Origin of the sequence: Acinetobacter sp. YZS-X1-1 (genome assembly GCF_000804305.1) — a bacterium.
Classification (GTDB): Bacteria; Pseudomonadota; Gammaproteobacteria; order Pseudomonadales; family Moraxellaceae; genus Acinetobacter; species Acinetobacter variabilis.
Genome location: NZ_JWHB01000013.1, coordinates 1 through 14944, shown reverse-complemented (window position 1 = coordinate 14944; position 14944 = coordinate 1). Strand labels below are relative to the sequence as shown.

Annotated in this window: 17 protein-coding genes; 13 read left to right on the top strand and 4 right to left on the bottom strand. The window is 43.1% G+C overall.

Features of this window, described 5'->3' with window-relative positions; translation table 11 throughout:
* Positions 1-389 precede the first annotated feature (389 nt).
* The 10 genes from RJ01_RS08615 to RJ01_RS08570 all read left to right on the top strand — a co-directional run bounded on the left by RJ01_RS08615 (position 390) and on the right by RJ01_RS08570 (position 9198).
* Entirely contained in the window at positions 390-2573 is a 2184-nt protein-coding gene (locus tag RJ01_RS08615) for a polysaccharide biosynthesis tyrosine autokinase (RefSeq protein ID WP_034170757.1), read from the top strand.
* 167 nt (positions 2574-2740) lie between these two features.
* The gene (locus RJ01_RS08610; RefSeq protein ID WP_034170756.1) at positions 2741-3445 is read left to right on the top strand and encodes an FKBP-type peptidyl-prolyl cis-trans isomerase; all 705 of its coding nucleotides are present in this window, start codon (positions 2741-2743) and stop codon (positions 3443-3445) included.
* Positions 3446-3493: 48 nt separating this feature from the next.
* Entirely contained in the window at positions 3494-4183 is a 690-nt protein-coding gene (locus RJ01_RS08605) for an FKBP-type peptidyl-prolyl cis-trans isomerase (RefSeq protein WP_004780449.1), read from the top strand.
* A 163-nt stretch (positions 4184-4346) separates the two neighbouring features.
* On the top strand, positions 4347-5081 hold the full coding sequence (locus RJ01_RS08600) for a dienelactone hydrolase family protein (protein ID WP_034170755.1): 735 nt from the start codon (positions 4347-4349) through the stop codon (positions 5079-5081).
* 79 nt (positions 5082-5160) lie between these two features.
* Positions 5161-5520, top strand: a complete 360-nt coding sequence (locus RJ01_RS08595) for an HIT family protein (RefSeq protein ID WP_004780445.1) — start codon at positions 5161-5163, stop codon at positions 5518-5520.
* Between the two features lie 165 nt (positions 5521-5685).
* The gene (gene mutY / locus RJ01_RS08590; protein WP_034170754.1) at positions 5686-6714 is read left to right on the top strand and encodes an A/G-specific adenine glycosylase; all 1029 of its coding nucleotides are present in this window, start codon (positions 5686-5688) and stop codon (positions 6712-6714) included.
* A gap of 89 nt (positions 6715-6803) precedes the next feature.
* The gene (locus RJ01_RS08585) at positions 6804-7307 is read left to right on the top strand and encodes a M23 family metallopeptidase (RefSeq protein WP_171064776.1); all 504 of its coding nucleotides are present in this window, start codon (positions 6804-6806) and stop codon (positions 7305-7307) included.
* Between the two features lie 15 nt (positions 7308-7322).
* Entirely contained in the window at positions 7323-7568 is a 246-nt protein-coding gene (locus RJ01_RS08580) for a hypothetical protein (RefSeq protein WP_034170753.1), read from the top strand.
* A 21-nt stretch (positions 7569-7589) separates the two neighbouring features.
* Positions 7590-8171: a DNA-3-methyladenine glycosylase I gene (locus RJ01_RS08575; protein ID WP_034170752.1), complete on the top strand. Its 582-nt coding sequence runs from the start codon at positions 7590-7592 to the stop codon at positions 8169-8171.
* A gap of 4 nt (positions 8172-8175) precedes the next feature.
* Positions 8176-9198 carry an NAD(P)-dependent alcohol dehydrogenase gene (locus tag RJ01_RS08570; RefSeq protein ID WP_034170751.1) on the top strand — a complete coding sequence of 341 codons (1023 nt, stop codon included), beginning with the start codon at positions 8176-8178 and terminating at the stop codon, positions 9196-9198.
* 86 nt (positions 9199-9284) lie between these two features.
* Here the strand turns inward: RJ01_RS08570 and RJ01_RS08565 are convergent, their stop codons facing one another.
* On the bottom strand, positions 9285-10175 hold the full coding sequence (locus RJ01_RS08565) for a LysR family transcriptional regulator (protein ID WP_034170750.1): 891 nt from the start codon (positions 10173-10175) through the stop codon (positions 9285-9287).
* Positions 10176-10288: 113 nt separating this feature from the next.
* On the opposite strand from RJ01_RS08565, the gene dkgB reads away from it, so the two are divergent.
* Positions 10289-11095 carry a 2,5-didehydrogluconate reductase DkgB gene (dkgB, locus tag RJ01_RS08560; RefSeq protein ID WP_004780434.1) on the top strand — a complete coding sequence of 269 codons (807 nt, stop codon included), beginning with the start codon at positions 10289-10291 and terminating at the stop codon, positions 11093-11095.
* A 9-nt stretch (positions 11096-11104) separates the two neighbouring features.
* Positions 11105-12280 carry an MFS transporter gene (locus tag RJ01_RS08555; protein ID WP_034170749.1) on the top strand — a complete coding sequence of 392 codons (1176 nt, stop codon included), beginning with the start codon at positions 11105-11107 and terminating at the stop codon, positions 12278-12280.
* 51 nt (positions 12281-12331) lie between these two features.
* Here RJ01_RS08555 and RJ01_RS08550 read toward each other — a convergent pair whose 3' ends face one another.
* Positions 12332-12976 carry an START domain-containing protein gene (locus RJ01_RS08550; protein ID WP_034170748.1) on the bottom strand — a complete coding sequence of 215 codons (645 nt, stop codon included), beginning with the start codon at positions 12974-12976 and terminating at the stop codon, positions 12332-12334.
* Positions 12977-13033: 57 nt separating this feature from the next.
* Positions 13034-13855 (bottom strand): 4-hydroxy-tetrahydrodipicolinate reductase, encoded by an 822-nt coding sequence (gene dapB / locus RJ01_RS08545; protein WP_034170747.1) that lies wholly within the window; start codon positions 13853-13855, stop codon positions 13034-13036.
* 366 nt (positions 13856-14221) lie between these two features.
* On the opposite strand from dapB, the gene RJ01_RS16120 reads away from it, so the two are divergent.
* A complete protein-coding gene (locus tag RJ01_RS16120) occupies positions 14222-14404 on the top strand; it encodes a hypothetical protein (protein ID WP_152606028.1) in 183 nt (60 codons plus the stop codon).
* A 3-nt stretch (positions 14405-14407) separates the two neighbouring features.
* On the opposite strand, the gene RJ01_RS08540 is transcribed toward RJ01_RS16120, so the two are convergent.
* Complete coding sequence (locus RJ01_RS08540; RefSeq protein WP_034170746.1) at positions 14408-14605, bottom strand: hypothetical protein; 198 nt, start codon at positions 14603-14605, stop codon at positions 14408-14410.
* Between the last annotated feature and the right edge of the window lie 339 nt (positions 14606-14944).

Here is a 14944-nt window from a genome sequence, read left to right as displayed (position 1 = left end):
TGGACATGTTGATCATCAATCAATAGCTAAACATTTATTTATAAGATCTACCCGTACTTTCAGATTAAATCTATAAGGTTGGGTCATTGAAATAATGACCGGGACTAGCAATAAAAACACTATTTTTAATTCCTCCATGGACTTCACCTGCAACTCCATGGTGCTCAAAAACCGAATATGAAACAGATTAAATTAAAGACAACATTATTCTGATCATAATCAGAATGTCTGGTCTTTAGCGGACTCGACATACTCAGAGAGGATAAAAAACAGAATATTGAGGATCCTTTCTCGCAGGGGCAGCAAGTCATTGATGCAGTTTTTTGAATTAATTCGAAACAGCATCAGCGACTGGAAAAATCACTTTTAAACTTTTAGATAGTAAAATTATGAACAAAAATAACAATACCGATAATATGATTGACCTAAAAGGGGTGTTCTTTTCCCTGCTCGCGCAATGGAAGCTCATCCTGCTATGTGGTTTGCTCAGCCTGATTGTAGTGCTGCTTTACATACGTACCGCAGCGATTAACTATAAGGTTGATGCAATCGTCCAGGTCGAAGAAAGTAGAGGCTCATCAGCTGCTTTACTTGGCAGTCTGTCCAGCATTGTGAGTCAGATGTCTTCATCCAATGCCGAGATTGAGGTTTTAAAATCACGCACGATTCTCGAATCCGTAATTGACCGTTTAAATCTGGATCTACATATTGCCAGCACTGAAGACTCTTTTATCAATCGTTTGATTCAAGGCAGAACTTCTCAAACCGAATATCAAACCGAAACTGTACGCTTTAAAGATGGCCAAAAAAGCTTTGATATCCGTCAGTTTGAAGTCCCTGTAGACTATCTGGATAAAAATCTGCTGCTGAAATTTCAACAACAGAGCTTTAGCCTGATCAATCCACTGACTGAAGAAATTGTTTTTCAAGGCGCATTGAACCAGCTGGTTGAGGCTAAAGCTGCCCAGGGCGACTGGAAAATTGCCATCTTTACTCAAGATAATCTCGATAACAGCTATCAGGTGAAAAAGCTCTCCTTGCCTGTAGCGATCGATTCTATTCTTGCCAATTATACGATTACAGAAAAAGGGGATCTGAGCGGCGTTCTACAACTTCGCTATCAGGGTCAAGATAAACAGCACATCACTAAGGTACTGAATACGATTTTAGCAGTTTACAGCCAGCATAATATTACACGCCGTTCAACAGACACTGCACGAACACTGGCTTTCCTGGATGAACAATTACCGGATTTAAGGAAACAGCTTGATGATGCAGAGTTTGCCTTCAATCGCTTCCGCCAAAAATATAATACTGTTGATATCACGAGAGAATCAGAATTATATTTAAATCAAAGCGTCAATTTAGAATCACAAAGAGCCCTACTTGAACAGCGACAGGCGGAAATAGGTGCCAAGTATGCAGCTGCTCATCCAGCCATGCGTGAAATTACGGCCCAACTTCGCGTAGTGAATGGTAAGATTCGTGAATTAAATTCAACACTTAAAAATATTCCAGAGATTCAACGCCAGTATTTACAGCTGTCTCGTGACGTTGAAGTGAAACAGCAACTGTATACCAATCTGGTAAATTCTTATCAGCAACTGCGTGTTGCTAAAGCGGGTGAAAGCGGTAATGTTCATATTATTGATACCGCACTTGAGCCAGTTGACCAGATTCAACAAAAACAGCCTCTGATTTTATTTTTAACCTTCTGCTTCGGTATTTTCCTGGGTATCTTGGTGGCCTTGTTCCGTAACATGCTACGTTCTGGGGTGAAAGATAGTAGTCAGATCGAATACCAGCTGGATCTTCCAGTTTATGCCAATATCGCTCATTCGACTGTTCAGAAACCTGGTCTGAAATTACTGAAAAAGAAAAAAATGCCTTTCTTATTGGCACTGAAACACAGTGATGATATGGCAGTTGAAAGTTTAAGAAGCATTCGTACAGCAAGTCACTTTGCCCTGACTCAGGCTAAAAACAATATCATGATGATTTCAGGGCCAGCACCAAAAGTTGGAAAGTCTTTTGTTGCCAGCAATCTGGCAGTCATCATGGCAGAGAAAAATAAGCGTGTACTGATCATTGATGCAGATTTGCGCCGTGGTCATATACACAAATATTTTAATCTGGATAACCAGTATGGATTAACTGAATATCTGAATGAACACGTGTCTTTGGATAAAGTGGTACAAACCACCAATGTACCAAACTTAAATGTCATCAGCTGTGGTGAAAATGCAACTAATCCAGCCGAGCTTCTGAATTCAGAGCGCTTCCAGGAGTTGTTACAAAAACTAATCCCGCACTATGATCACATTATCATTGATACTCCACCGGTACTGGCTGTTACGGATGCGATCATTGTATCCCGATACGTCGGACTCAATCTGGTTGTAGCACGCTATGCAAAAACCCAGATGAAGGAACTGGCACTTACAGTAAACCGCTTTAAACAGGCTGGCAGTACTGTCAATGGTCTGATCCTGAATGATATCCAGCGTTCAGCAGGTGGCAGCTATAGCTATGATTATACGTATAGTTATAAGCCGAAAGCCAAAACCAGCTAATCTGATGGCTCCTAAAAAACCAGCAATCATTGCTGGTTTTTTCTTTTTTTAAGCTATATCAAACACAGGTATTCACTTGCTAAAAAACCACCCGTTCTACAAGATTTCTTAAAATTTTCTGCTAAGATGGACTGAACCTCAACGATAACATTAGATTGGACAAATACATGAGTAAGGCCTTACCGATTGCCGTCGCTGTTCTTTTAGGCGGTGCCGCGCTAGTACCTGTTTACTATGCAACTCAAAACCCAGCTGCTCAAACCACAAAAGCATCTAAAGATGCCTCTGCTGTTTCTAAAATTAGCTATGCACTCGGTTATGAAGTCGCTCATCAAACCCCACCTGAGCTGGATATTAACAGCTTTGTGACAGGCGTTCGCGAAGGTCATGCCCGTACCGCTCCAGCTTATACTGAAGAAGAATTACAAGCAGCTTATGAGCAGTTCCAAAAAGAAATGCAGCAGAAGCAAGTCGATAGTGCCAAACAGGCTCAGGCATCTAGTGATACTTTCCTGACCGAAAATGCCAAAAAGGCTGGGGTAAAAACTACAGCATCTGGTTTGCAATATTTAGTGACCAAAGAAGGTACGGGCAAACAGCCCGCAGCAACTTCAATTGTGAAAGTACATTACACAGGGAAATTAGTTGATGGTACCGTTTTTGACAGTTCGGTTGAACGTGGCGAGCCGATTGAGTTTCCACTCAATCAGGTCATTCCAGGCTGGACTGAAGGTCTGCAACTGATGAAAGAAGGCGGTAAAGCGACCCTGTATATCCCATCTAAACTCGGTTATGGTGAACAGGGCGTGCCAGGTACGATTCCTCCACACAGTACTTTGATTTTTGATGTGGAACTCATCGAAGTAAAATAATCCACGAAAAGGAGAGCAACGCGCTCTCCTTTATTTTGAGAATGAATCATGAAAATACAAATAAGTTTGATGGTTTTACTGCTGAGTTCTGGCAGTTTGTTTGCTAAAGAAGTCACCAATAAAAGCCCTGAGGCTGAACAGGTCGGCTACAGCTTTGGTTATCTGATGGGAAAAAGTAATGCAGATTCCTTACAAGGCATTGATCTGGATGCCTTCAGCGCCGGTTTAAAAGCTGCAGCCGCGGGGAAACAGGCGACTTTAAGTGAAGAAGACATGGCGCGGGTCTTGACCCAGTTTAAGCGTCAGGCTGAAGCCAAAGAGCTGATTACCCTGAAAAAACAGGCGGATGAAAATGCCAAAATTGGTCAGGCTTTTCTAGCTGAAAATGCAAAAAAACCGGGGATAAAAACCACAAAATCAGGTTTACAATATCAGATTCTTCAAGAAGGAAAAGGGAAATCGCCGAGCGCAAATAGTAATGTCCGCGTACATTATGAAGGCCGTTTGATCGATGGTACCGTTTTTGACAGTTCGATTGCCCGCCAGCAGCCAGTCGATTTCCGCACCACCCAAGTGATTACTGGCTGGACAGAAGGCTTACAGCTGATGAAAGTCGGTGCTAAATACCGCTTCTTTATCCCTGCTGATCTGGCCTATGGACAGATTGGTTCTGGAGATATTATTGAACCAAATAGTACCCTGATCTTTGATATCGAATTACTGGAAATTATTAAATAAAAATTCCTTTAATTGTAAAAATTAAAAAGAGAGACAAATTATTTGCCTCTCTTTTTTTGTACTGATGAGAAACGAATTAGTTGGAGCTTTTCATGCATATTCATAGCAGTTTTGCTATTTTATAGTTTAATCAAAATATTCAACAACAATAGAGGACTTCAGCATGGCAGCAATCAAGACCCGCGAAATTCAATATACTGCTCAGGATGGCAGCACTTTGATTGGTTATTTTGCCGCACCGGAAACTGATGCACCTGTAGCAGGTGTTACCGTGGCACCAGAATGGTGGGGCCGCAATGACTATACTGAACAGCGTGCCCGTGAACTGGCGGAACATGGTTATGCCGCGCTGGCAATTGATATGTATGGTGACAAGAAAGTGACCACCAACTCTGATCAGGCCTATCAATGGATGATGCAGACTTTCGAAGATCCGGATACCATTGTGAATCGGGCAAAAGCTGCTTTAGATACTTTGGCGGCACAGGATGAAGTCAATCCGGAAAAACTGGCTGCGATTGGTTTCTGCTACGGTGGTAAAGTTGCTCTGGATCTGGCTCGTTCAAATGCACCGTTAAAAGCTGTAGCTACTTTCCATGCTAACCTATCTCCTAAAGCACCTGCACAGGAAGGCCAGGTACAGGCAGAAATTCTGGTCCTACATGGTGAAAAGGACAGTATGGTGAGCCTGGATGATGTTGCCAGCTTTAAAGAAGAGATGCAGGCGGCTAAGGTCGAGCATAATGTGATTGTATTTGAAAATGCCAAGCATGGATTTAGTAACCCGCTTGCAGATGAGCGCGCCAAGGCCAATGGTGTAGATCTAGGCTACAATGCTGAAGCAGAAAAACAAAGCTTGGCTGCCATGTATGAATTACTAGCACGACAACTCGCCTAATAACAGATAAATTGATCCGGCTCATGATCGAGCTGGGTCATACGTGAAAAAAATAAATTCAATGAAAGGAGCCAATATCATGACTGAAAATAACTGCCCGTACTGTAATTTTGACGAATACGATATTCTGGCTAAAAATGATTTTGCTGTCGTGTTACCTGAACCGAACTCGCTGTCCAAAGGACATTATGTAGTTACTCCATTACGTCATGTGGCGTCATTTTTTGAAATCACAGATAAAGAACGTAAAAGCATGATGTCCTTACTTGAACAAGCACGTAATGAATTACAATTACGCTATCAGCCTTCCGGTTTTCATATTGGATTTAATGATGGCGAAGTATTTCAGGAAAAATCAGAACATTTACACATTCATATTATCCCGCGTTATGAAGGCAAGGTATTAAAGCTGGATGCACGCTGGGGCATTGAAGAATAAGAATTTAATTTTTTTACTGAGTGAATGCTTTTCGAAGTGTTCACTTGTTCCTTCCATTTATTCATTTTTACTCTTTTTAAGTCTTGCTGTTTTAGCAGACTTTTCATCTTTTAGCTGAGTCTCTTCAGTTATACTAAGCCTCGCTTTCCAGTTTGTTCTATCTTCATGTTTGTATTTTCAGATGCCCTTTTAGAATGGTTTGATGTGCATGGCCGCCATGATTTACCGTGGCAAGTGGCCGATGATCCCTATAAGGTCTGGGTCTCTGAAATTATGCTACAGCAGACTCAGGTCAAAACCGTGCTGCAATATTTTGAGCGGTTTATTCAGCGTTTTCCGACGGTACAGGATCTCGGTACAGCTTCCTGGGATGAGGTTGCGCCCTATTGGGCGGGGCTGGGCTATTATGCGCGTGCCCGTAATTTACATAAGGCAGCCGGTATTGTGGCAAGTCAGGGCCATTTCCCGAGGAGCCTGGAAGAATGGATCGCCCTGCCCGGCATTGGCCGCTCAACCGCGGGAGCCTTAATGTCTTTGGGTTTACGTCAGTACGGCGTAATCATGGATGGCAACGTCAAACGGGTGCTGGCACGGTTTTTTGGGATCGAAGATGATCTGTCTAAACCAGTACATGAACGTGCCTTGTGGGAGCTTGCTGAACAACTCTGCCCGGTTGATCGGAATCATGATTATACCCAGGCGATTATGGATCTCGGTGCGACTGTCTGTACTCCAAAAAAGCCTTTATGCCTGTATTGCCCAATGCAGCAACATTGCAAGGCACATCAGCAGGGTCTGGAAAATGAATTGCCCTTTAAAAAAGCCAAAAAGCCGGTACCGGTCAAAGCAGCTCAAGTGCTGTTGATCCAATCAGGTGATGAATGGCTATGGCAGCAACGTCCTAATAGTGGTCTTTGGGGTGGGCTTTGGTGTCTGCCAATTATTGAAGACACTCATGCATTTGAACAACTGTGCCAGCAACTGGGTCTGAAGAATCTCGTACAAAAGACCCAGATCAGCCACAGTTTTACCCATTTTACCTGGCAGCTTGAAGCGATGATTTTTGCAGTCGATGAAGATCAGCAGGAACATCTGGCGATTGAGTTACAGGGCTTCTGGATGAACCCGGAAACTGCAGTCAATGCAGGTATTCCAACCGCCATGAAAAAATTGATTTCTACCGTAAATTTATGACATAGTCTGGAACAAGAAGAATCAACTGGCCTCATTTAAGGATAAATATTTTGCGCCATTCTCTTGCGTTTGTCGGGCTTTCTTTGGTGATGTTATTTCTGGTGGCGTGTAGTAGCGCACCGAAACATCCTTCTGCGGTTCAGCTTAATCCGGCATTGGTCAAAAAACTGAATCATATGCGTATGCCCTCTTCTCTGCCGATTCCGGTAGATCGGGTCCAGGCTCGTGAATTGAAAGATACTTGGGGAGCTTCGCGTAGTAGCGGCCGTTTGCATGAGGGCATTGATATTCTGGCTCCACGTGGAACCAAGGTTCGTAGTGCGACGCCTGGTCTGATCGCAGATTTACGGAATAACAATTTGGGTGGTAAAGTAGTCTGGATTCTGGGTCCAGGCGGCACTTGGCATTATTATGCACATCTGGATGGTCATAAGCGTGGCCTGAAAGTCGGTAACTATGTCAAAAAGGGCGATGTCATTGGTTATGTCGGTAATACTGGCAATGCCCGCCATACCGCGCCACATCTGCATTATGGTCTCTATTTAAATGGTAAGGGCCGTGGTGTCGTTAACCCTTATCCATATTTACGTTAATTTTAGGAAGTTTACATGTCAGAAGCGTTGATCAACCGTCTGGTCGAATTTGCAGAATCAGGCAATCAACAGAAAATCGTGCTCAATGGCCAGACCTATCAGGGCTGGATCATGGAAATTACTGAAGAGGCGCTTCTGATCAGTACCGGTTATGCCGACAAAAGTGGTAAGGATATGTGGATCCAGTTCAGTGATCTGCAGCAGGCAGAACTGTCCTACTGGGATAATCAGCAAGATCAGTGGATGACATTTAAATTATAAGATAATCAAAAGGAGCATCCCTTGACGATCCAACGCTGTGGCTGGTGCTCTGATGATCCCCTCTATACTGCCTACCATGATCAGGAATGGGGACAGGCGCTGCATGATGAAAAACGCCTGTTTGAAATGCTGTGTCTGGAAGGTCAGCAGGCCGGTTTAGCCTGGATTACCGTACTCAGAAAGCGTGAATCTTATCGCAAACATTTCTTTCAATATTCTATTGAAACGATTGCTTCTTTTACAGATGAGCAACTCACCGCAAAACTGCAAGATGCTAGTCTAATCCGGCATATTGGTAAACTGACTGCAATTCGCGATAATGCCCGGGCCTGGCAACAGCTTAAATCTCAAGAGATTGATGTGGTCACATGGTTATGGTCCTTTGCCCAGCAGCCCCGATTGAATAATGATGTGGCAGATTATCGCCAGGCTCCGGCACAAACCATTGAAAGCCAGAACATGTCCAAAGCCTTAAAAAAAGCAGGCTTTAAGTTTGTCGGTCCTACGATCTGTTATGCCTTTATGCAGGCAGTCGGCATGGTCGATGACCATGAAAATCACTGTCACTTTAAAACAATATCCTCCCATTCAAATAAGAGCTGAACCTATGTCCAATAATACTATTCACGCTTACGCCGCAATGTCTGCGGGTGCCGCCCTGGAACCTTATCAATTTGATGCGGGTGAACTTCAGCCGCATCAGGTCGAAGTGAAAGTTGAATACTGCGGCCTATGTCATTCTGATATTTCAGTACTCAATAATGACTGGGGATCTTCAGTATATCCTGTGGTGGCCGGTCATGAAGTGATTGGTACCATTACGCAACTGGGTTCTGAAGCTAAAGGTCTAAAAGTAGGTCAACGTGTCGGTATTGGCTGGACTGCGGAAAGCTGCCAACATTGTGATTCCTGTATTTCAGGTCAGCAAGTGCTGTGTACCGGTGGTCAGGTTGCAACCATCGTCGGTCATGCAGGCGGTTTTGCGGATAAAGTCCGTGCTGGCTGGCAATGGGCAATTCCCTTACCTGAAGATCTGGACCCGGAAAGTGCCGGTCCCCTGCTCTGTGGCGGGATTACCGTATTCGATCCGATTCTGAAACATCAGATTCAGGCTATTCACCACGTTGGTGTCATTGGTATTGGTGGTTTGGGACATATGGCGATCAAGCTGCTGAAAGCTTGGGGTTGTGAAATTACCGCCTTTACTTCAAATCTGGATAAAACCGATGAGCTGAAAGCCATGGGGGCAGACCATGTAGTGAATAGTCGTGACCCAGCAGCGCTTAAACTGCTTCGTGGTAAATTTGATCTATTAATGAGTACTGTGAATGTCACATTGGACTGGCAGGCTTATTTATCAACACTGGCACCAAATGGCACGGCACATATGCTGGGCTTACCACTGGAACCCATGCAAATTTCTGCAGGTTCGCTGATTGGTGGTGCTAAATCAGTGACTGGCTCGCCAACAGGTTCACCAGCAGCTTTACGTCAGTTATTGAAATTTGCGGCACGTAAAAATATTGCGCCACAAATTGAGTTATTCCCAATGTCGGAAATTAATACTGCGATTGAACGTCTGCACTCAGGCAAAGCCCGTTACCGGATCGTACTGAAAGCCGATTTCTAATTTGTCCTAATCATTAGTAAATCTAGATCTGCCCTAGCCTCATGTTAGGGCAGATTTTTTTATGGCTGTATTTGCAAATAATTGGTTTATAAATATTTAGCCAGCTTCTGAGCCAGAAATTCAATAAATAGATGTACCCGTTTAGGCAAATGCTCCTGACGGTAATAGACTGCATGAATTTTTTGATAATGCAGCTCAATCTGATCTTCAAATAGCGCCTCTAAACGACCCGCCTGTAAGTCGTCCTCGACCAGAAAGCGTGACAGACAGGTAATACCCACCCCGTATAAAGCTAATTGACGGACAGTTTCCCCATTGGGTGCTCGAATCTTTGGCTTTACAGTGATAGGTTCGCTATTCAGCCGTACCGGCCAGGTGTTCAAATGCGTAGGCTGGCTAAATCCCAGCAAAGTATGCTCCAATAAATCCGCCACTGATTGCGGTCTACCTTTTTGCTGTAAATATTCAGGGCTGGCCACAATATACAAACGGCTGCGGCATAATAATCTGGCATGCAGGCTGGAATCATGCAGTTCTCCAAAGCGGATCGCGACATCGGTTTTATGTTCCAGCAGATCAATCACCTGATCATGATTATTCAGTTCAATTTCAATCTGGGGATAGCGCTGCATAAATTCCTGAATTAGCGGTACGATTACATGCAGCACAAAAGGCGTCGCTGAATCCACCCGAATCAATCCTGACGTATCACTATCTGATTTCAGTAAAGCATCTTCAGCTTCTGCCAGATCATTGAGAATTTTGCGTGCCTTTTCTAGAAATAGCTGGCCTTCTTGAGTCAGTTTGAGTTTACGTGTGGTTCTTTCTAAAAGAGTGACATTTAATTTATTTTCCAGACGTTGCAGCGCCCGACTGACACCCGAAGTAGTTTGCCCCAAACGTTCTGCCGCCATAACAATAGAACCACTATCAACAATAGTGACAAAAGCCTGTAATTCTTCAATCGTCGATTTCATTTGTCACTCTTTTATTGATTTTCGGTCAATAATATTTTGCAAATTCAGCTATTTTTTCGCAACAATAAAAAGCACAAAATACTCAACATCGAAAATACTTAAAGATTAAAGCTATGAATATTGTTCCTCAATTTGGTATTGGTACCTTTCGCCTGTCTGGACAGACCGTCATTGATTCAGTCAAAACAGCATTGGAAGTCGGTTATCGCGCCGTAGATACGGCACAGATTTATGCCAATGAAGCGGAAGTGGGTCAGGCTATTGCAGAAAGCCAAGTTAATCGTAACGAGCTGTTTATTACTACCAAAATCTGGACAGATCATTACGCACCAGACAAATTAATTCCAAGCCTCAAAGAGAGTCTGCATAAATTGCGTACCGATGCAGTCAATCTGACGCTCATTCACTGGCCTGCACCTCGCTTAGGCGTTCAAGTTCCTGAGCTGATGCAGACTTTATTAGAAGCCAAACAGCAAGGTCTGACCGAGCATATCGGTGTGTCTAATTTCAATATTGAGCTAACCCAACAAGCCATTGATAGTATTGGTCTGGAGCATATCGCCACCAACCAGATTGAACTCAGTCCTTATTTACAAAATCAGCGTCTGGTCAATTTCCTACAAGCAAAGAATATTGATGTCACCTCTTATATGACACTGGCTTATGGCAAAGTACTGAATGATCCTGTCCTGCAAGGGATTGCTGCCCAGCATCAGGCTTCGACAGCACAAATTGCATTGGCCTGGGCCTTACAAAAAGGCTTTGCGGTGATTCCATCTTCAACCAAACGTGAACATCTGCTTGCCAATCTGGCAGCGCAGGAGATACAGCTGACCCAGGAAGAAATGGCCTTGATCAGCACCTTGGAGCGTAATGGTCGCGAAGTCGATCCGGACCAGCTTGCACCTATCTGGGACTAAGCAGAAACCATGAAAATTAATTTTCCTTTGCTTGCACTGGCGGTTGGCGCTTTTGCAATTGGTACCACTGAATTTTCTCCAATGGGTTTTCTGCCAGAAATCGCCCGTGATCTGGAGATTTCGATTCCTCGTGCCGGGATGCTGATCAGTGCCTATGCCTTAGGGGTGATGTTGGGTGCACCGCTAATGACCCTCTGGTTAAGCCGTTATTCCAAACGCAAGTCACTCATTTTACTGATGGCGATTTTTACGATTGGTAATATTCTGGCGACATTAGCGCCTAATTATCTGGGGCTGATGGGGGCGCGCATCATCACCAGCCTGAATCATGGTGCTTTCTTCGGAATTGGTTCGGTTGTCGCGGCCAGTGTTGTTGCGAAAGATAAACAGGCCAGCGCCGTAGCCATGATGTTTATGGGCCTGACCATTGCCAATATTGGCGGGGTGCCACTGGCAACATGGATAGGACAACACATCGGTTGGCGTATGGCTTTTCTGGGTATTTCCCTGCTTGGTTTGTTGACCATGTTCTCCCTATGGAAAGCCTTGCCTGAAGGCCAAAGCGGCCAGAAACCGGATGTAAGGCAGGAGCTGCAAGTCCTGACCCGCCTGCCTGTTGTTTTAGCTTTATTGACCACCGTAATGAGTGCGGGGGCCATGTTTGCTCTTTATACTTATATTGCGCCAAGTCTGCAAAGCTTTACTAAAGCCTCACCGACATTGATTACTTTAATGCTGGTGTTGATCGGGGTAGGTTTCTCGATTGGTAATCATTTGGGTGGCAAGTTTGCAGATCTATCCTTAGATAAAACCCTGATTGGCTTTTTAATCTTGCTCATGCTGATGATGCTGCTCTTCCCGATTCTGGCAAGCACAGCTCTTGGCGCAGGTCTGGGATTAATCATCTGGGGCGCCGCTGCCTTTGCTGTAGTTCCACCTTTACAGATGCGAGTCATGTCCGTGGCTTATGATGCGCCTGGACTGGCTTCTTCGGTAAATATTGGTGCCTTTAACCTTGGGAATGCTTTGGGTGCGATTGCGGGTGCCAGTGTGCTGAATCTGGGACTTAGCTATAGTGCGGTTTCATTTGCTGGTGCTGGGCTCAGTGCTGTTGCATTGCTTCTGGTTTTAGTTCAAATGAAACTGGTTCCACAGCAAGATATGACTACGCAGCAATGCCCTTAAAACTTCTTTCATAAAAAAGTCCGCCTAATGCGGACTTTTTTTATTGGTTATTTAACGTAAAGCTTCGGGTAACACAGGCGTTGCCACAGGTTTAGCCAGTTCGGTTTTCATCTTTTGCAGCATCTGATAAGGCTGCTGCTGCACAAACATATTCACAAAGGTTAAAGGAATCGAACCTTCAGGATTGGCATAGCCATAAGTCGATACCTTGACCTTGTTATTGGCCAGTTTCTGGAAAGTCCAGTCTCCCTGATAATCAGTCAAACGTACATAATTCGGGTTTAGGGCATACCCAGTCTGAATCGCTTTATTTTTTATCGTAATCTGTCCATTGGCATCCTTGATCATTTTACCCTGCACAATCAGATCACGATCTTTTAAAGGGAATGGAAAATCCAGCACCATATACAGGGTAAAGTCACCTTTTTTATCATCACGCGACAGCACCTTGATACTGCCCATATAAGGCACCCATTTCACTGCATGATCAACATCCAGAATCAGAGAAACGGCATTCTCAATCGGAACATTGTAGGTGGTTTCGGCTTTATAGAGAAAAACGGGATTACGCTCATCCTGATAGGTCCAGACTTTAATATTATTTTTATTAATGCTGAGTTTGGCATTCTGCACAGAGGTCGACTGTGCTGTAGCGGCAAAGGCTACAGCACACGCCATTAATATTAATTTTTTCATTCCATTGTCATCTTATTTTAGTTTTAAGTTATTTTTATATAGGATTTTGACGAAAATTTATACTTGAATATCGTTAAAACCAAGTACGTCCTTCATGTCATATTTACGTGCATCACGACCAACGAGCCAAGCTGCTGCACGTACGGCACCGGCTGCAAAGTTCATACGGTTGGTGGCTTTATGCGTAATTTCAACACGCTCGCCTTCGCCAATAAACATTGCAGTATGTTCACCAACGATATCACCGCCACGAATGGTCTGAAAACCAATGCTTTTACGTTCACGTGGACCCGTATGTCCTTCACGGTGATATACCGCATCTTTTTTCAGATCACGACCCAGTGCTCCAGCAATCGCTTCACCCATCATGAGAGCTGTACCTGATGGCGCATCCACTTTATGGCGGTGATGTGCTTCGATCACTTCAATATCGACCGTATCACCAAAGACTTTAGAGGCAAGTTCTAGCAGTTTGATCGAAACGTTCACACCAACCGAATAGTTCGCTGCATAGACCACTGGAGTTTCTTTTGCAGATTCATCCAGATAAGCTTTTTGTTCGTCATTCATACCAGTCGTACCAATCACGATCGCAACGCCATTTTTACGGCAGATTTTAAGATGATTCACCGTCGCAGCAGGCGCAGTAAAGTCGATCACTACGTCACAGTCTTTAACTACTTCTTCAAGGTGGCCGACAACCTTTACACCCAGGCTCCCTACACCAGCCAGTTCACCGGCATCTGCGCCAATCAATGAGCTTTCAGGGCGCTCAACAGCTGCTGCCAATTGGTAACCGGCTTCTTTCACCGCCTGAATAAGGATGCGTCCCATACGGCCGCCTGCACCTAAAATCCCAATGCGTGGTGTCGCTGACATAATATAGTCCTGATGTTGATTCGAAATTGCTCTTACTATAGCAAAACTCGCTCATAACACTAAGATTGATCGCATAAAAATCAATGAAAAGAATTAAAGAAGGTCATGAGGGATTTTGATATGCAGTCCATATAAACAATAGTTTATGGACGAGTAAAAAGAAAAATAATTCCATTAGAGGAATAATGATTAAATGGTTAGTCAGAGATAAACTTATTTAAAGAAGAATTCTAGTTAATAAAAATTAAATTTTAATTTTAATTTTAATTTTAAATAATTGAATTTAATAAAATAAAAAATATTTTCCCATACTACGTATTATCTTGATTTTTCATATTCAGATCATTTGAATTTAAGGGAAATATATTGAAACTCCAACTTGACCGCCTCAGCAATATAAGTATTACTGATATTATTGAATTAAATATCCATTATCGCGTACTGAAGCATATGCCTTTAGTGCATGGCATTATTTTCGATGAAGCGCGATGGATTGCTTGGGTAAATGAAAGTATAAATCCATACTTTTTTAAATTTAGGAATGTTTAAGGATCAAACATCAAGTAGTTGACCGACTTCCAAGCTGGTATATCCACGTTCTTTAAAGATCAAAATAATCGCTTTTTTATAATCTTCACAAATAGATGTTTTATATTTAGTGATGAGTTGAATCTCGGAATTCAGCTCAAGGTCATTTTTTAAGGTCAAAACTTCGGTAGAGATCTTATTAAAAATCTTTAAATTAAACATACAGGCACCTGTTATCAGTTGTAGCGGCCCGACTACAACAAATACCTGCCTTAGCTCAGCTAGACACCCTTGGTCGCAAGGATTACAAATTAGAAAAAGTTCTGCAAGTTTTGAGGAATCGACAGATTAAATAACCTTCTAAATCCTTCCTATTTAGTAAGATTGTCATCCTAAAAATTAATTTTATATATCAAATTCTTAATAATCTCATGATTGCTAAAAATTTAATAGAAATCAGTTTTTGTAACTATTCTTTTAATATTCCCGATTATTCACAATATTTTATTAGTTATATGAATGGAGAGATCATTAGGGTCTGTTGACATTTACTGTTCATAA